The organism is Paraburkholderia sp. CI3, from assembly GCF_050436505.1.
Taxonomy (GTDB): Bacteria; Pseudomonadota; Gammaproteobacteria; order Burkholderiales; family Burkholderiaceae; genus Paraburkholderia; species Paraburkholderia tuberum.
Genome location: NZ_JBNDMI010000004.1, coordinates 316546 through 333667 on the forward strand (window position 1 = coordinate 316546; position 17122 = coordinate 333667).

A 17122-nucleotide genomic window follows, 5' to 3' on the forward strand; every position below is an offset into this window, starting at 1 on the left:
TCAGGCGCCAATCAGGCTTTGACCGCACACGCGCACAACCTGGCCCGTCACGCCGGCCGAGCCCGGATGCGCGAGCCACGCGATGGTCTGCGCGACGTCGACGGGCTGGCCGCCCTGGCTCATCGAGTTCATGCGGCGGCCGGCCTCGCGGATCGCGAGCGGAATCTTCGCGGTCATCTGCGTTTCGATGAAGCCGGGCGCGACCGCGTTGATCGTGATGCCGCGCGCGCGCAGTGGCGGCGCCATGCTCTGCACCCGGCCGATCACGCCAGCCTTGGACGTCGCGTAGTTGGTCTGGCCGGGATTGCCCGCAATGCCGCTGATCGACGACACCGCGACGATGCGCCCGCCGTCGCGCAGGATGCCGCCCGCGAGCAGCGCGTCGTCGATGCGTTCCTGCGCGCTCAGGTTGATGTCGATCACGCTTTGCCAGACGGCGCCGGTCATCTTCGCGATGGTCTTGTCCTTCGTGATGCCGGCGTTGTGCACGACGATGTCGACGCCGAGCTCGTCGAGCGCGGCGGCGATCTGCGCGGGCGCTTCGGGCGCGGCGACGTCGAACGCGAGCGGGCTGCCGTTCAGCTGCCGCATCGTCGCATCGAGCGCGTCGCGCGCGGACGGAATGTCGAGGCCGATCACATGCGCGCCCTCGGCCGCGAGCACGCTCGCGATCGCCGCGCCGATGCCGCGTGCCGCGCCCGTGACCAGAGCACGCCGGCCGGCGAGCGGCTGGCGCCAGTCGAACGCGGGCGCGTCGTGCGGCAGCGCGCCATGTGCCGCGATCCGCACCACCTGACCGGACACATAGGCCGAGCGCGGCGACAGGAAAAAGCGCAGCGTCGCCTCGATGGCGTTTTCAGCGCCTTCCTCCACGTACACGAGATTCGCGGCGATGCCGCGCCGCGCTTCCTTACCGAGCGAGCGCACGAGCCCTTCGAGCGCTCGCTGGGCAGTCCACTGACGCGGGCTCGCGCAGGCCTCGGGCGGCCGGCCCAGCACGACGATGCGCCCACACTTGCCGAGCGAGCGCAGCGTGTCGTGGAAAAAGCCGTGCAGCGGTTCGAGCAGGCTGCTGTCGTCGATACCGCTCGCGTCGAACATCAACGCGGCAAGCTTGCCCGGCGCACCGGCTTCGGCCGGCTCGAAGCGGCCGGTCATCAGGCCGTGGCGATGGGCGAGCGGCACCCACAGCCCGGCGCTTTCGTGCGCGACGCTCGTCATGCCGATGGTGGCGATCAGACTCGCGAGCGCGTCGAACAGGCGCGGCTCGCGGCCCGCGCCGATCGCGATCAGTCCGTCGAACTCGGGCCGGTCCGCGCGATAGCGCCGCAGCACCTCGGGCTTCGGCAGCCCGAGCGAGCGCGCGAGACGGCCGCCGAACGGCGAGTTGACGAACTTCAGGTAGGAGTCGTTCATGTTATCGGTTGCTCTGCTGGACGCGCCGCGGGCAGCCCCGTGATTTTCAGGGGCGCCGGACGTGTGTCAGTGTGCCTTGAGTTGCGTGACTCGGGTACGGTTTGCCGCGCCGGGTCGGTCGTTTTTTCTGCGTGAGCGCGGGCATCAGGCCACCAGCTCCAGCGCCTTTTCGAGCGCGTGCTTGCGCTGTTGCAAGCTCGCGAGCAGGTCGAAGTCGGCCGGGAAATCGTCGACCTTGACGACCTGCGCGCCGTAGCGCGCGTAGTCGTCGAGCACGCGCCGCTCGTCCGCGTCGACGAGGCCCTGGCGTTGCGCCGCATCGGTCCATGCGGCGAACTGCGGCAGGCTTTGCGGCAGCGGTTCGAGCAGACCCTGCTTCACCGCCTCGCGCAGCTTCTGCTCGATTTGCGTGAACTGCGGATTGAGCGCGAACGCGAGCTCGCCATAGCCGAGCGCATCGACGTCGGGGTGCGGCACGTACGAGTCGGCGACGAGCCGCTCGCGCGCGGCGCCGGGCGTTTGCATCAGTTCGGCGATCTCGCTGCCGAGCCGGTCCGACGGCTCGCGATGCGGCAGGCCGAATGGGAATGCGAGCACACGCACGAGCGTCGCGGCGACCCGGTTCGGGTAGTTCGCGAGCACGCCGTCGAGCGCGTGCTGCGCCTTGTACAGCGCATCCTCGACGCCCCACCGCACGAGCGGCAGGTCGTCGTGCTGTCGGCCTTCGTCCTCGAAGCGCTTCAGCGTCGCCGAGATCAGGAACAGCTGCGACAGCACGTCCCCGAGGCGTCCCGAGATGCGTTCGCGACGCTTCAGATCGCCGCCGAGCACGAACATCGACACGTCGGCGAGCAACGCGAACACGGCCGACAGACGTGTCGCCGCGCGATAGTACGCATGGAGCGGCGCATACGCGCGGCGCGGCTTCGCGATCAGCGCGCCGCCGCTCAGCCCATACACGGCGCTGCGCACCACGTTCGACACCGTGAAATTCACGTGACCGAAGAACGCCGCGTCGAACTCGCGCAAGGCTTTCGCGCGATCGGGCTCGCGCGTCGCCGTCATTTCCTTCAACACGTACGGATGGCAGCGAATCGCGCCCTGGCCGAAGATGATCAGACAGCGCGTCAGAATGTTCGCGCCTTCGACGGTGATCGAGATCGGCATTTGCTGATACGCACGCGCCAGAAAGTTCGACGGCCCCATGCAAATACCCTTGCCGGCGACGACGTCCATGCCGTCGTTGATGACCTGGCGCGCGCGCTCGGTGATGTGATATTTGGCGATCGCCGAAATGACGGACGGCTTTTCGCCGAGGTCGACCGCCTGCGCGGACAGGCGGCGCGCGGCGTCCATCACGTACAGGTTGCCGCCCATGCGGCCGAGCGCTTCCTGCACGCCCTCGAACTTGCCGACGGCGGTGCGGAACTGGCGCCGAATCGCGGCATATGCGCCGGTGCCGCGCACGGCAATCTTCGCCATCCCGACGTTCGACGACGGCAGCGAGATCGCGCGGCCTGCCGCCAGACACTCCATCAGCATGCGCCAGCCGTTGCCGACCTGGGCGCGTCCGCCGATCACCCAGTCGAGCGGAATGAACACGTCCTTGCCCGAGTTCGGGCCGTTCTGGAACACCGCGTTCAACGGCCAGTGACGCCGGCCGATATCGACGCCAGGGTGGTCGGTCGGAATCAGCGCGCAGGTGATGCCGGGTTCGTCGTTCGCGCCGAGCAGATGGTCGGGGTCGAGCGCGCGGAACGCGAGGCCGAGTACGGTCGCGATCGGCCCGAGCGTGATGTAGCGCTTGTCCCACGTGACGCGAAAGCCGAGCGTCTCGCGGCCCTCGTGCAGGTCCTTGCAGACGACGCCGACATCGGGAATCGCGGCGGCGTCGGACCCGGCATACGGGCTCGTCAGCGCGAAGCAGGGGATTTCCTCGCCGCGCGCGAGACGCGGCAGATAGTAGTTCTTCTGCGCGTCGGTGCCGTAGTGCATCAGCAACTCGGCCGGGCCGAGCGAGTTCGGCACCATCACCGACACGGCCGCGGCCGAGCAGCGCGTCGCGAGCTTCATGATCACCTGCGAATGCGCGTACGCGGAGAACTGTTTGCCGCCGTACTGCTTCGGAATGATCATGCCGAGAAAGCCGTGCTGCTTGATGAACTGCCATGTTGGCGGCGACAGGTCCTGCCAGACCATCGTGGTTTCCCAGTCGTTCGCGAGGTCGCACAGCTGCTCGCATTCGACGTCGAGGAACGTCTGCTCTTCGGCGCTGAGCATGGCCGGGCCATAGCCGAGCAGCGTGTCCCAGTGCGGGCGGCCCGAGAACAGCTCGGCGTCCCACCAGACCGTGCCCGCCTCGATCGCGTCGCGCTCGGTCGGCGACATCTGCGGCAGGATCTTGCGGAACGTGTCGAGCACCGGTTTCGCGAGCCATGCGCGGCGCAGCGGTTTGATCGTCAGCACGAGGGCGGGGAGTACGAACACGATCGCGAGCAGTGTCGTCAGCAGCGGGCCGGCCGCGCCGCTCACGAGCGCGGCCGCGACCCAGACGATCAGCGCCGCGAGCCACCATGAGGCGCGGGCCTGAACGTAGACGAGAGCGAATGCGGCGATGACGAGCGCCAGGATGAACCACGGCATGACGTTTCCTCCTCTGTGGTGACGCAATCGCCGGGCCAGCTGCGAGTCGCTCTCTTGCGTCGGGCGTTACCGCGTCTTACCGACTCGACTGACGGGCACGGCGCAGCTGCGCAACGTAGATGTACTGCTCGGGTAAGCGAGCTCGATCGGGTTCCATGTACGACGTGTGGTGGTTACGTCGAGTGATGACGCGATGACGCCGTGAGACTTCGTCAGGCGGTGCCGTGCAGCCCATGCTGATAGCTTGCCGGCGCCGCTTCGATAGTGCCGCCGCGGCTGTTGCTGTCGAACGTGTCGCGTGCCACTGCGCACGCGGTCTCCTCGCCGCTGGTGTGTTCTTGCGCACTGGCGAACGTGCTATCCACGCCGCCGTCGGTCGCATCGCCGAGCACGGCGCCGAACGCGGCCAGTTGCGTGCCGTCCGGCAGCGGCGCCTTCAGCGCGGAGACCATCAGCGACGCCAGGCGCGCGATGAGCTGCAGATCGTTCATCGACTTGCCTTGCGAGAACTCGGCAATCAGGCTGTCGGTATCGGTGCCGGCGAGCACCCCCGACAGCGCGCCGATCGCGAAATGCAACCGCCAGCCGAGCTCCTCGCGCGGCAGATGCGGCAGCGCGCGCTGGAACGCGTCGAAGAAGCGCATCGCCACCGCTTCGTAATGCGCGTTCAGAAAGTCGCGGATGAACGACGAGGGATCGGTGTAGGCGCGCCCGAGCAGGCGCAGAAACGCTTTGCCGCCGACACGCGGATCGCGCGACAGACGCAGCGCCGGAATGAACATCGCGCCGAGCACGTGCTCGCAGGTCAGGCGCGCGCCGAGCATGACGTCGAAGCGGTCGAGCAGCTTCAGGCGCTCCCGGTTCAGCTGATCGAGCCGGCGCGACAGCATCGAGTGAATCAGCGATTCCTTGCTGCCGAAGTGATAGTTGACCGCCGCGAGATTGACTTCGGCGCGCGAAGTGATCTGGCGCAGCGACATCGCCTCATAGCCGCATTCGATGAACAGCGTCTCCGCGGCGTCGAGAATGCGTGACTTCGTATCGCCGGCATGCCGGCCGGGTGTGCGAACTGCCATGTTGCCGTCTCCCACTTGCCGGGGCTGCCGGCTCGCAAACACGCGATTCAAATCGATATTTGAAACGACCGTTTTTTTTAGGATAAGAAAGGATGGTCGGTGCGATCAAGGGACGGGCTCGACGAACTCCTCTAGAAGAGCTGTCGGGGAGCCATGCTGGCGAAGCGCGGCGCGTCATGCCGCGCGGAAAATAAAAAGGCCGTCCCGAACGAATCGGAACGGCCTCGTGTCGTGTTGCGATGTAATCTGGCCTTGCGCTCGACGGCCGGGTTGACCCGGCTCCCACGCGTTGACGCGTATTGGCTAGCCGTCTGGTTCGAAAGCCTCGAGCTCTTAAACTTGTCCTCCGACCGCGCCGCCCGTCGATTCCGCGCCGACGACTTCACGCGCGGACTGCGTCATGTCGATGCCGCGGCGCTCGCGGCTGAACGGAATCAGCGCGCAGATCAAGATCGCGACGATGCCGATCACGACCGCCATCACGAGCGCGTAGTTGTTGCCGTGCAGTTCGGCGATTTTCGCTTGCAGCGGCCCGTTGACCGACGCAATCAGATTGCCGAGCTGATACACGAGACCGGGGAAGGTCGCGCGGATTTCATCGGGCGAGATTTCGTTCAGGTGCACCGGAATCACGCCCCAGGCGCCTTGCACCGAGATCTGCATCAGGAACGCGCCGAGCGCGAGCAGCATCGGCGTGGTCGAGAAGACCCACAGCGGCAGCACCGGCAGCGCGATCAGCGCGGCGATGAAAATCGCGCGCTTGCGGCCGATCTTCTCCGACGCCCAGCCGAAGAACAGACCCCCGCAGATCGCGCCGATGTTCAGCGTGATCGTGATCCACGACACCGTGTGCGCATCGAACTGGTGCTGTACGCGCAGGAAGGTCGGATACAGATCCTGCGAGCCGTGCGAGAAGAAGTTGAAGGCGGTCATCAGGATGATCGCGTAGATCGACAGACCGACGTTCTGCTTGAGCGTTGCGACGAGGCCGGGACGGACCTTCTTCTCGAGCGTCTTGAACGCGGGCGACTCCGGCACGTGCGCGCGAATGTACAGCACGAGCAGCGCGGGCAGCACGCCGACGAAGAACATGCCGCGCCAGCCGATGTATTGATAGAACAGGCCGAACACGATCGAGGCGAGCAGGTAGCCGCTCGGATAACCGGCTTGCAGAAGACCCGAGACGATACCGCGCGACTTCGGCGGCACGGTTTCCATGGTCAGCGCGCCGCCGACACCCCATTCGCCGCCCATCGCGATACCGAACAGCGCGCGCAGCACGAGCAGCGTCATCAGGTTCGGCGACAGACCGGACAGCAGTTCGAGCAACGAGAAGCACGCGATATTGAGCATCAGCGTCGGACGGCGGCCGTATTTGTCGGCGAGCCAGCCGAAAATTAATGCACCGAGCGGGCGCATCATCAAGGTCAGCATGATCGCGACCGCGACCGACGGAATGTCCGTATTGAATTCCTGCGCGATATCTTTCAATACGAACACCATCAGAAAGAAATCGAATGCGTCGAGCGTCCAGCCTAGATAGGCGGCGATCGTGACGTTTCTCTGTTCCCGAGTCCAGCTCATTGATCGTTCTCCTGAGTCTCCACAAAACCGCGTTTGATCGCGGACGGCACCGTAGCCTTTGCGCCTTATGACAAGCGCTTCCCGGCGAGTGTACGCCGAGCATTAAGCGTCTGCGTGATTGAAGCCGGTTTTCTCCGTGTTAATCCGGAGCGCAATTTTCGTGCTGAATTCGTCATGCATGTTTAATGTCGGAAAAATGTAATTGCCGGTTCGAATCATGTTGGTATTTCGTAATGTTTATCGGGATTTCCCTACGCCCATTTTTTATGAAGTTTATGGCAATGGCGTTTTGACGGGGCGGCCCGTACCGGTCCGCGCGCCGCATCGAACCTTCATGTACAGTTATTTCGCCAACTGATCGACATATCGCTATGTCCTTGACGCCACCGCCTTCGTTGCTCGACGAGATGCTCGACGCTGTCGCGCGTCGCTATCGCCTGCCGGCGCTCGCGGCCGTCTGCGCGCCGACGCAGCAAGCGAGACCCGCCACCGTGCTCGCGCTCGCGATCGAGCAGGCTCGCGAGGCGAGCGCGCGTGGCGAAGCGCCGGATGCGGCGAACCAGCGCTTCTTCGTCGAGGCGCTCGCGCGCATGATTCGGGAGGCGATGCGCGAGGAAGCCGGCGACCCGGTGTTTCAGGCGATGCTGCTACGGCATCGCAGCACGGTGGTGCGCGAGTACGCGTCGCTGGCCGCGCACGCGAGCGTCGATCGCCGGCTGATCTACGCGGCCGTCAATGCGATCGCACATCCGGCCAAACAGCAGCGGCTGCTACCCGGCCTGCAACGCGACGCGCTGGCGCGTCTGCACGCGCTGGCGTTCGCCGAAGCGTGGCCCGAGCTGGCCGAAGCCGTGCAAGCTTGCATCGATACGCCGCAAATCGCGCACGACGCGGCGCTGCAACGCGGCCTCGCGCAATTGCTGGAGAGTGCCGCTTTGCAGCGCTTGCGCCGTCTTTACGCGCTCGCGTCCGACGAGCGCGTGCGTCAGTACCAGACGCTGTGGGATCGCCAGGGACCGCGCCCGGGAAGCTCGACTGCCGTGGCACGAGGCTTGAGTTCGAAGCAGCGCGGCGCCGCGGTCGAGGCATCGGCCGCCGACGCGCTCGACGCGCTCGCGCGGCGCCTCAATGATGCGCAGGGTGCGCTCGCCTCTTACCGTGTGGTGAACTCGATGCGCGTGCCGGCCGCGATACCCGCGAGCCACGAGCGCGCGAAAACCGAATGGGACGTGGTGCTGCTGCGCCAGGCACAACCCCCGGCCGACGCGGCGGCGTGGGACGTCTGCCTGCTCGTCGAAGCGAAGGCATCGGTCGATGCGGCCACCACCGATCTGCCGCGGCTCGTGCGTGGACTGACGCTGCTTGCGCATGCGGACCCGCACACCGTCTACCCGTTTCGGACGCAGCAGGGGACGGTGGGTTTGAGCGGCGCGTCGCTCGCCGCGCTGACGAGCGACAGGGCCGGTCTTCGCAGGACCGTGCTCTATTGCTGCGACGCACCCGTCGAAGCGGCGCCGCGCGTGCTGGGCCCTGCGAGCCGGATGCAGCTGCTGTCGGCGCACGCCAGCCTCGATTTCGCGGCCGCACTGGCGGATGGCCGCGATGCCGATTGCGCGGTGCTGGAACCGGTGTGGCATCAGTTGCTCGAATCGCCGAGATGGCGGACGGTGGTCGACCAGTACGCGACGCTGCGCGAGGTCCGCGAATTGATGGTTCATCCGGACGACTTGCGGGCCGCCGTCGGCATCGCCGACGCAAGACGGTTGAGCGCGGCGCGCTAGGCCTGCCAGGTCTGCCTGGGGCCAACGCAAGCGCTGTGCCGCAGTCGCGGCGCGATTGCATTGGAGGTGGCGCGCGCGTTGCTCGTAGCGATAGATCGTCCAGCAAAAAGGAGTGGTGATGGAAACGCCGTCGAAGCGACTGTCGGACACACAGGTGCAGGTTGCCAGCAAGATCTACGGATTTCGTTCGCCAGAGGAGGCGGACCGTTTCGTGCAATGTCTGCGCGACGGCGACGCGAGCCGCTGCGTCGCGGACGTTCCGCCCGAGACAGCAACCGATGCCTATCCCCCCGGAACCCGCACAGGGTCGGGCGCGGGCATGACGATCGGGCCGCTGCCGGGCGGGCTCGATAGCGACGAGTAACGCGTTTGCACCGGGTCGCCGGGGCGGGCACGGTTCTAACGCCTCGGCGATCAGAAAGACAATCTCGACCCGGGCAATCCGTCGAACCTGCAATCACGACATTTGCGACATGCGCGTATTGCGACATGCGCGTATCGCGACGTGCGCGTATTGCGACGCCCGCGTCAGCGCACCGGCCCCAGCGACGCCGACAGAGGTGCGGAGCCGCCGCCCAACGTCCGGTCGATCAGATAGCGGCCCTGTTCGACGCCGGCGCGCAACGCTTCCGCCTCGGTGAGCCATTCCGGCGTCACGGGCTCCACGTTGGCCAGATTGGCGGGTATCTCCAGCGGCCGGCCCTCGCGGGAAATCGACACGTCGGCGATCCAGGCGCCTCGCGAGTTCCGATGCGCGGTCACCGTGATCAGCGCGCCGCGGTGCGCGTCATACATCGCGTGGTGGGAGCCGCGCTCGGCGCGTGCGGCCGGCATCGCGCGTCCGTCCGCGCTAGCCATATCGGAGCCGGTCTCGCCGATGCTTGCGTCGGCGCTGCGGTCAGTGTGATCGGTTGGGGGGAGCGGGGTCATGCTGTCCTCGGCGAGCGAATGATCTGCCTGATTCGAGCAAGCGCTGTGCCGACAGGGCGAACGCGTGCCGGCATCCGTCCATGAACGGGCACGCGGCGTGCGATCGCTCAGCGCGGGCCCGGCTCTTGCGCTGCGTTCAGCACTGGCGTCGCTTCGCTCTGTCGGCCGAGAGGCGAAGTCTTTGCTGATGGCGGCCGCCGCAAATGAATCGTAAGGAGGACGGAATGTCGATCCATGCGAAGGTCACGAGGTGGCGCAACGTCGGGCGATTCTGCGTCGAACGCGTCACCGACTATAGCGAACTGTTCGCGCTGGAAGTCGAGGAGACGCGAAAGCGTCTGGTGCGCGAGTTGAGCGCACTCATGGCGTTGGCAGTCGCGGGCCTGTTCACGCTGTCCTTCATTTGCATCGCGATCATCGCCACCGCGTGGCAGACGCCTTACTTCCTTGCGGTGGTCTGGGGCGTGGCCGCCGCGTGGCTGCTCGTGTGCATCGTGTCCTTGCTCTTCTTGCGGGCGCAGAAACCGGCGCAATCGCTTCACGTGCTCAAGGCCGAGATTCACTCCGATCTCGACGCTCTCAGGGAGTCGCTCAAATGAGTCAGCCACATCACGCAAATGAGCTTGCCCGGGTCACCATTCTGGAACGCATGGAGGCATCGCGAGCCGCATTGGTCGCGGCGAACCAGACTGCCGCGTTGCCGGCGGTGCGGGCAGCCTCGCGGTCTTCCGCCGGCAATGTGCTCGCGTCGCTCGCCGAGGCGCCGCATGTTGCGCTGCTTCTCGCGCTGGTGATCGGCGGCATCGTGCTGGGGCCGCGCCGCACGCTGTCGATCGCGGGCCGTTCCGGTCTTGCGGCGTGGATCGCCCGCAATGTGCGGCGGTCGATCGCGCATTGACGCCCTGAGCGAAAGCAGCGATCGGACCAGGCAAAGCAGAATCGCCTGGTTCTTGAACGCACGACGGTCGCTATCGTCACGTGTTGCCGCGATGCCCGGCAACGCGACTTTTCCTCGCTTCCTTTTCCAGCCCATCGCCTCAGCGAACCGTGTGCAACCCTACCAGCCTGCTAGACTGGAAGTTCCCCTGCAAGCCATGGAGGGAGATATGACGACCGTCTACGTCGTAAAGACCGGCGAAAAGTTCCTCTGCACCGCAGAGGACGGCGATATCGGCATGGCACCGGAGATCAAGGAAGCCACGTCCTTTCGCTCGTATGAGGAAGCGAATAAAGTCGCGAACGAGCACGCCGACCCCGGATACGAAATCCTGACCATCGACGTTAAGAAACGCTGACGAGGTGTTAGCTGTTCGCGCCCAGGCGCTCAGCGAATGAACGCTGGCAATTCAACAGGCGCCATGCAATATGGCGCTCGATCGGGTGCGTCCGAAATCGTCGTCATGACGGCTTCGGGCATTCAGGCGGCGGCCGAAACCACTCTGCAAGCGCGCATAGCACGACACTCCACGCCGTCCCCGGCGGGGAGGGCATGCTCTGCAGCGGCGAACTGGTCAGACGGGCAGGCTTACGATCCGCCAAAGAACACCGGCTTCATCCCACTCGTGCTGGCCGGATTACCCATCTGCTGCGTACCGCTGGTCGCGGGGCCGTAGCCGCTGCTCTGGCCTGCGGCAGTGGCGTTGGTGGTCGGCATGTTGGCAGGAAAGTCGACGGTATTCGCATTGGCCGGATTGAAGCCGGCTTGCTCGAGCTGAGCGATTTCTGCCTGCACTTGCGCGTGCGTCAGCGCCCCGTCCGACTGCGCCAGCGATGCAACTGACACAGCCATGACCGCGACCGCGCAAGCTGTGTGGACTAACGTCTTCATGATGGCCCGCCTCCTTGTTGGTTACTCCGGCTGACTCGCGCTTCGCTTTTCGCGGTTCAGCTCATCAAAGGTTAGGTGAGGAACCGTACAGTGGTCGTTTATTTTTCATGGTAGGGGGTTCGTCCATCAGCCGACGCCGGTCGACGCTCGCGCCCGAACGCTCCGATGTCGGCCGCGCATCCGAGATGCGTACCTCCGGACACGAGCCGACATCATCGAAGCGTGGGTCAAGCAGCCCTTCGCGGGTCGTCGTCGAACATCCGCGTTCCCGCGGGTGCCGTCGTCAAGGAAGCTCAGGTGCGCGTAATCGAAGCCCCACCGTCCACCAACGAAGCGGTACCCGTCACGAAGGACGAATCGTCGGAAGCAAGGTAGAGCGCCGAGCGGGCAATCTCTTCCGGCTTTGCGACCCGCTTGAGCGCGTGCAGCCCGGTCACGAACGTCTGCGATTCGGCCGTATCGTTCATACCGCGATACATCTGCGTGTCCACCGCGCCCGGGAGGATCGCGTTGACGCGCACGCCTTGCGGGCCGTATTCAGCCGCGAGCGCTTGCGTCAGTCCGATCAGCCCGGCTTTGCTCGCGGCATAGGCGGCGGTCCCGGGGAAGGCGAACGAGTAGCCGACGAACGTCGACGTGAAGATGATCGACCCACCGCCTTGCTTGATCATTTCAGGAATCTGATGCTTGGCGCCGACAAACGCGCTCGTCAGGTTGGTGGCCAGCGTCGCTGACCAGCCCGCTTCCGATACGCCTGTGGACGGTCCCATTTCACCGAGCGTCCCCGCGTTGTTGTAGGCGATGTCGAGGCGGCCGAAGCGGCTGACGGCGAGTTCGACCAGCGCTTTCGCGAATTCTTCGGATTGCACGTCCCCTGCCAGCGAGACAGCCGTGCCGCCGTCGCGAGCGATCTCGCTCACCAGCGCCTCGAGCTCAGCTTCGCGGCGTGCGGCCACGACAACTTTCGCGCCTTCCGCGGCGAACAGCCTGGCGGCGGCGCGACCAATGCCCGCGCTGGCGCCAGTGACGATAGCGACTTTTCCTGTCAAGCGTTGCATGTTGAATCTCCGGTTTGATCATCGGCCGATGCCCAATGCGTCGGCTCGTTGAGACGTACTATAAGATTCCGTTCTTGAGACAAAAAGATCAAAAATATGGCGATATCATTCAGCTTTTATGAATGACAGGAGTGCCATATGGACCGGCTGCGCGCGTTTGAGATCTTCGTCACCGTAGTCGACCGGGGCAGCTTTGCGCGCGCGGCCGATGCGCTCGAAACCTCGCCCGCGAACGTGACCCGCTACGTGAATGAACTGGAGGCGCATCTCGGTGCGCGGCTTCTGAATCGCACCTCACGCAGATTGTCTGTTACCGAGGCCGGTGAAACGCTTTATTCGCGATGCAAGGCAATCCTCGAAGACGTTGCGGAAACGGAAGGGCTCGTGTCGACAACGTCGATCGAACCGCGTGGACGGCTGCGTATCAATGCACCGGTCAGCTTCGGCATCCTGCATCTCGCGCCGCTGTGGCCACGGTTCATGCAGCAATATCCCGACGTCGAACTCGACATCACGCTGATAGATCGCGTCGTCGATATCGTCGAGGAGGGCTTCGATCTCGCCATCCGCATCTCGCGCGCCGGCACGGTCGATCACGCGGCGCGCAAACTGGCGACGTCGACAAACATCCTGTGTGCATCTCCCGACTATCTGAAGCGTTGGGGACATCCTGAAACGCCGACGGACCTGCTCGGACATCGATGTATCGGCTATACGTATGCCGCCACGGCGGACGAGTGGCAACTGATGGACAAAGACGGCAAAACGCATGCTGTCGAGGTCGACTGCCACATGCACACCAATAACGGCGACACCGCGCGCGCGGCGGCGCTCGCGGGGCACGGCGTGATCTGGCAGCCGACGTTTCTGATCGGCGAGGACCTACGCGCAGGCCGGCTCGTCCAGGTATTGCCTGAATACCGTTTGCCGGATATCGATGTGCTCGCGCTGTATCCGAGCCGTCGCCACGTGAGCGCAAAAGTTCGTGCGGCAATCGATTTCCTGGTCAACGCGTTCTCGGGCGTGCCGCCGTGGGACGAGACGTGAAGGGGATGTCTGATGTGTGTCGCCTACCCGGAAACCGGATGCCTGCAATTGGGGAAGAGGCCGCCGGGCACGGCGCGTTCGATAGCACGATTCAACTGGAATTCGGTCTGTCACCGTTCTTTAATGTGTCGTATGGCGCGTCATGCAGGAGACCTGACACACCCGATGAAAACTGCACATTGAATCACCGGCACGGTCGCCCTCCAACGAGTTCACGCAGTGGCAGGTCTGGATCAGCGATGTCCCGGAACAAGAACCGACGGGAGACATTCGTGAGAACATTCGACGCCATCATGGCTGGTCTGATCTGCTGTTCATGCGCAGCCGCGGCCTACGCCGCCGACATCAAGGGAGCCGGCAGCACGTTCGCCGCTCCCCTCTACACCCGATGGGCCGCCGACTACCAGAAGTCGGGTGGCAGCAGGGTGATCTATCAGGGCACGGGTTCGTCCGATGGGCTCAAGCAGGTCATCGCCCGGGAAGTCGACTTTGCGGGCTCGGACGCGCCACTGACCGACGATCAACTGACCCGCAACGGCTTGCGGCAATTTCCAATCGTAATCGGCGGCGTGGTACCCGTCGTGAACCTTCCGGGGCTCAAAGCCGGCGAGGTGATGTTGACGGGGCCGGTCGTCGCCGACATCTTTCTCGGCAAGATTCAGTTCTGGGACGACCCGGCAATCGTGCGGTTGAACCCAAAGATCAAGATGCCTAACTACCCGATTGCCGTGGTGCGTCGCCAGGATGGCTCGGGCACGACGCTGATCTGGACTCACTACCTCGCGCAGGTCAGTCCCGAATGGAAGCGCAGGGTAGGCGAAGGCACTAGCGTGCGATGGCCGCTCGGCATCGGCGGCAAAGGCAACGAGGGCATTGCCACGTACGTCGGTTATCTGCCCGGCGCAATCGGCTATGTCGCATGGGATTTCACGAAACAGAACCGCTTGAAGTACGTTGCCATGACCAATGCGGCGGGTAATGTCGTTCAGCCCAGCGCCGCGACCTTCAGGGCAGCCGCGGCGAGCGCCGACTGGTCGGGTTCTCTCTCGCAAGCGCTGACCAACCAGCCGGGCAAGGATGCCTGGCCGATCATGGGCGCGACTTATGTGTTGCTTCCCGCGACGCCGATCAAGCCGGGCCACGACGAAGCCACCTTGAAGTTTTTCGAATGGGCGTTGAGTCATGGTGGGCCGACGGTCAACGCGCTGGATTACATACCGCTTCCGGACCTGGTCGTGACGAAGATCCGCGCACAATGGCCCGCCGATGCAGGCGAAAAGTCGGTGCACAACGCGGTCGCGGTGCCGTGACCACCTCGTGGCGGATCGGGGAGTTCTGTCAATGCTCACGGCAGCCAGACGCCGTTACGCTCATCGAGAAACGTTCTGAAAAATCGCGCAATCGTGTCTTGCGCGTGTCGATTTCTCCTATGATCATTCGTCGTAGTCACTGGAGGCGCCGTTGCCTCCAGACACTTTCGTCTTCAAAGGGAAAACCCAAATGCGCGTTATGGTCATGATCAAGGCAACCCCCGAATCGGAAGCCGGGCAAATGCCGAGTACGGAACTCCTCACGGCGATGGGGCAGTACAACGAGCAACTGGTCAAGGCCGGCATCATGCAGGGCGGCGACGGGTTGAAGCCGAGTTCGGCCGGCGCTCGCGTGAGGTTCTCAGGGAAGGACCGCACCGTCATTGACGGCCCGTTTGCGGAAACCAAGGAACTGATCGCCGGGTACTGGCTCTGGCAGGTTCAATCGATGGACGAAGCGATCGAATGGGTAAAGCGCTGCCCGAATCCGATGGTCAGTGATTCAGAGATCGAGATTCGCCCGTTCTTTGAGCCTGCGGACTTTGGCGAAGCTTTTACGCCCGAGCTTCAAGACGAGGAAAATCGTCTGCGCAAGCAAATTGACGGGCAGATGCGTTGACGATTTTCACCGCATCGGTCTGCGCGGTATGCGCAGGCAATCCCACTCCGACTGTCTGAGACCTGACGCGGGCTTCCGATACATTGTCCGGAAGCCCGATGCCACGGGTCGATGATTGCCGTCGTCAGTGGCTGTCGCCCGGCCAGGCGTTCGAAGCCGGTCGGTGCGAAGGTATCTGCTCGATCTTTTCGGCGCTCAGGTCACTCGGGAAGCAATCACCCACATCCGGTTCGGCTTGAAGATCCCGCCGTTGGCATTGGGCGGGTTCACGACCGTAGGCAACTGCTTTTCGGCATATAGTTGGCGCGTGCGAAACGCTTTCCCCGGAGATCGACGCAATGCCTTATCTACAGCTTGATGTAAACGACCACTACTCTGTCGAGAGTAAAAGACTGCTCGCGGCGAAAATGAGTGAAACCTATGCTCGGATGATGTCGGTGGACGTCAGGCGAATCAGCGTAGCCATACGCGAACTCGGTCCCGGTAGCGTCTGGCGCATTGCGCAGGAGAGCGGAGAACCGGTGCCCGTCGCGTTGATGATGCTCGATATCAGAAGGGGGCGGCCGCCCGAGTCGCGCATGGAGGTGGCCAAAGCGCTTTGCGCGCTGTGCATCGACATTCTTGGCTTGCGCGAGGACCGACTCAACGTTGAGTTCACTCAGCACTCCGGCGATGAGATGTATCACCCGGCGCTTGGAGGTTACAGCCCGGAATGGGAGCCGGGCGAGCGATGAGGGTCCGGCTTCCGCGGCCTGTATTTGCGCATGGCCGTGTGACGTCGCCGATATGCGGGAACCACGAGGGCGCCAGGATCGGATCCGCCTGCGTTGCGCCACGACCTGAGCCAAAGTAGGAGGAGGGCCATGAGCGGGCTTGCCACATACCTGGCGGGTAATCGGCGGACGCGACCGTGGTGGATTGTCCTGATCACGACGGTGTTCTGTTTCTTATGCCAGAGCGTCGTCGCGCAAGCGGACGACGGCGCGGCTCGCCTGCACGCGAAATATCAAAGTCTGACGCAGCAACTCGCGCACAACCAGTTTCAGCGACCGCTGTACCTCGAATCGCAGGAGTTGCCGTCGGCGCTCAAGGGCGATATTTACGGGCTGCTCAACTATCCTTTCGCGGTGGTCAGCGGCGCGCTCAACGACCCGACTCAGGGCCCGGCCAACTGGTGCGACGTGCTGATCCTGCATCTGAACACCAAATACTGCCACGCGTCGACCAGCGACAGCGGTACGATCCTCACCGTGAACATCGGCAAGAAAACCAGGGAATCGCTTTCGTCGTCGTACCGCGTGAAATTCGACTTTCGTGCGGTAGCGAGCACCCCTGATTATTTTCGCGTCGAGCTCACTGCCGCCACGGGTCCGCTGAGCACGAAAGACTACCGTATCGTGCTGGAAGCGATACCGGTGGGCGATAACCGCACCTTTATTCACCTGACCTACGCGTACGGATATGGCACGGCGGGACGGATTGCCATGAAAACCTACCTGGCGACGATCGGCAGCGACAAGGTCGGCTTTTCCGCTACGCCCGATTCGTCGACGAGCGAGCCGCAATACATCGGCGGCGTGCGCGGCCTGGTCGAACGCAATACGATGCGCTACTACCTCGCCATCGATGCCTATCTTGGCGCGCTTTCCAGCCCGCCCAACGCCCGCCTCGACAAACGCCTCGCTGACTGGTTCGATGCGACCGAGCAGTATCCGCGGCAATTGCACGAGGTCAGCCGCGCCGACTATATGCAAATGAAGCACGACGAGTATCAACGTCAGCAGATCGCCCAGTGATCCGCGCAGCGGGCGGGGATCTGGTCAATGCGAC

General features: G+C 64.2%; 17 protein-coding genes. 10 read left to right on the forward strand and 7 right to left on the reverse strand.

Annotation, left to right across the window (positions count from 1 at the left end; genetic code table 11):
• From OKW29_RS22925 to OKW29_RS22940, 4 genes are all read right to left on the reverse strand, one after another.
• On the reverse strand, window positions 1–1416 hold the full coding sequence (locus OKW29_RS22925) for a 3-oxoacyl-ACP reductase (RefSeq protein ID WP_429292719.1): 1416 nt from the start codon (window positions 1414–1416) through the stop codon (window positions 1–3).
• Window positions 1417–1560: 144 nt separating this feature from the next.
• A complete protein-coding gene (locus OKW29_RS22930) occupies window positions 1561–4059 on the reverse strand; it encodes an acyl-CoA dehydrogenase (protein WP_429292720.1) in 2499 nt (832 codons plus the stop codon).
• 212 nt (window positions 4060–4271) lie between these two features.
• Window positions 4272–5135, reverse strand: a complete 864-nt coding sequence (locus OKW29_RS22935; protein WP_429292721.1) for a TetR/AcrR family transcriptional regulator — start codon at window positions 5133–5135, stop codon at window positions 4272–4274.
• Window positions 5136–5468: 333 nt separating this feature from the next.
• On the reverse strand, window positions 5469–6719 hold the full coding sequence (locus OKW29_RS22940) for an MFS transporter (protein WP_429292722.1): 1251 nt from the start codon (window positions 6717–6719) through the stop codon (window positions 5469–5471).
• Between the two features lie 371 nt (window positions 6720–7090).
• Here OKW29_RS22940 and OKW29_RS22945 point away from each other — a divergent pair, with 371 nt between their 5' ends.
• A complete protein-coding gene (locus tag OKW29_RS22945; protein WP_429292723.1) occupies window positions 7091–8500 on the forward strand; it encodes a 3-deoxy-D-arabino-heptulosonate 7-phosphate synthase in 1410 nt (469 codons plus the stop codon).
• 118 nt (window positions 8501–8618) lie between these two features.
• The gene (locus OKW29_RS22950; RefSeq protein ID WP_429292724.1) at window positions 8619–8864 is read left to right on the forward strand and encodes a hypothetical protein; all 246 of its coding nucleotides are present in this window, start codon (window positions 8619–8621) and stop codon (window positions 8862–8864) included.
• 164 nt (window positions 8865–9028) lie between these two features.
• Here the strand turns inward: OKW29_RS22950 and OKW29_RS22955 are convergent, their stop codons facing one another.
• On the reverse strand, window positions 9029–9430 hold the full coding sequence (locus OKW29_RS22955) for a DUF6566 family protein (RefSeq protein WP_429292725.1): 402 nt from the start codon (window positions 9428–9430) through the stop codon (window positions 9029–9031).
• A 224-nt stretch (window positions 9431–9654) separates the two neighbouring features.
• Between OKW29_RS22955 and OKW29_RS22960 the strand changes: the two genes are divergently transcribed.
• The 3 genes from OKW29_RS22960 to OKW29_RS22970 all read left to right on the forward strand — a co-directional run bounded on the left by OKW29_RS22960 (window position 9655) and on the right by OKW29_RS22970 (window position 10725).
• Window positions 9655–10029 carry a phage holin family protein gene (locus OKW29_RS22960; RefSeq protein ID WP_429292726.1) on the forward strand — a complete coding sequence of 125 codons (375 nt, stop codon included), beginning with the start codon at window positions 9655–9657 and terminating at the stop codon, window positions 10027–10029.
• Window positions 10026–10328 carry a hypothetical protein gene (locus OKW29_RS22965; protein WP_429292727.1) on the forward strand — a complete coding sequence of 101 codons (303 nt, stop codon included), beginning with the start codon at window positions 10026–10028 and terminating at the stop codon, window positions 10326–10328. Before OKW29_RS22960 ends, OKW29_RS22965 begins: the two co-directional genes overlap by 4 nt.
• Before the next feature lie 208 nt (window positions 10329–10536).
• Entirely contained in the window at window positions 10537–10725 is a 189-nt protein-coding gene (locus OKW29_RS22970; protein WP_090805701.1) for a hypothetical protein, read from the forward strand.
• A 230-nt stretch (window positions 10726–10955) separates the two neighbouring features.
• Here the strand turns inward: OKW29_RS22970 and OKW29_RS22975 are convergent, their stop codons facing one another.
• Together OKW29_RS22975 and OKW29_RS22980 are read right to left on the reverse strand one after the other, a co-directional pair.
• Complete coding sequence (locus OKW29_RS22975) at window positions 10956–11258, reverse strand: DUF4148 domain-containing protein (RefSeq protein WP_429292728.1); 303 nt, start codon at window positions 11256–11258, stop codon at window positions 10956–10958.
• Between the two features lie 293 nt (window positions 11259–11551).
• Window positions 11552–12316: an SDR family oxidoreductase gene (locus tag OKW29_RS22980; protein WP_184029733.1), complete on the reverse strand. Its 765-nt coding sequence runs from the start codon at window positions 12314–12316 to the stop codon at window positions 11552–11554.
• A 138-nt stretch (window positions 12317–12454) separates the two neighbouring features.
• Between OKW29_RS22980 and OKW29_RS22985 the strand changes: the two genes are divergently transcribed.
• The 5 genes from OKW29_RS22985 to OKW29_RS23005 all read left to right on the forward strand — a co-directional run bounded on the left by OKW29_RS22985 (window position 12455) and on the right by OKW29_RS23005 (window position 17088).
• Window positions 12455–13363, forward strand: coding sequence for a LysR family transcriptional regulator (locus tag OKW29_RS22985; protein ID WP_429292729.1), 909 nt, complete (start codon window positions 12455–12457; stop codon window positions 13361–13363).
• Window positions 13364–13602: 239 nt separating this feature from the next.
• On the forward strand, window positions 13603–14673 hold the full coding sequence (gene pstS / locus OKW29_RS22990) for a phosphate ABC transporter substrate-binding protein PstS (RefSeq protein ID WP_429292730.1): 1071 nt from the start codon (window positions 13603–13605) through the stop codon (window positions 14671–14673).
• Window positions 14674–14863: 190 nt separating this feature from the next.
• Window positions 14864–15292 (forward strand): YciI family protein, encoded by a 429-nt coding sequence (locus OKW29_RS22995; RefSeq protein ID WP_184071339.1) that lies wholly within the window; start codon window positions 14864–14866, stop codon window positions 15290–15292.
• Between the two features lie 338 nt (window positions 15293–15630).
• Window positions 15631–16026 carry a tautomerase family protein gene (locus OKW29_RS23000; protein ID WP_187619013.1) on the forward strand — a complete coding sequence of 132 codons (396 nt, stop codon included), beginning with the start codon at window positions 15631–15633 and terminating at the stop codon, window positions 16024–16026.
• A gap of 129 nt (window positions 16027–16155) precedes the next feature.
• The gene (locus OKW29_RS23005; RefSeq protein ID WP_429292731.1) at window positions 16156–17088 is read left to right on the forward strand and encodes a hypothetical protein; all 933 of its coding nucleotides are present in this window, start codon (window positions 16156–16158) and stop codon (window positions 17086–17088) included.
• The last annotated feature ends 34 nt before the right edge of the window (window positions 17089–17122 follow it).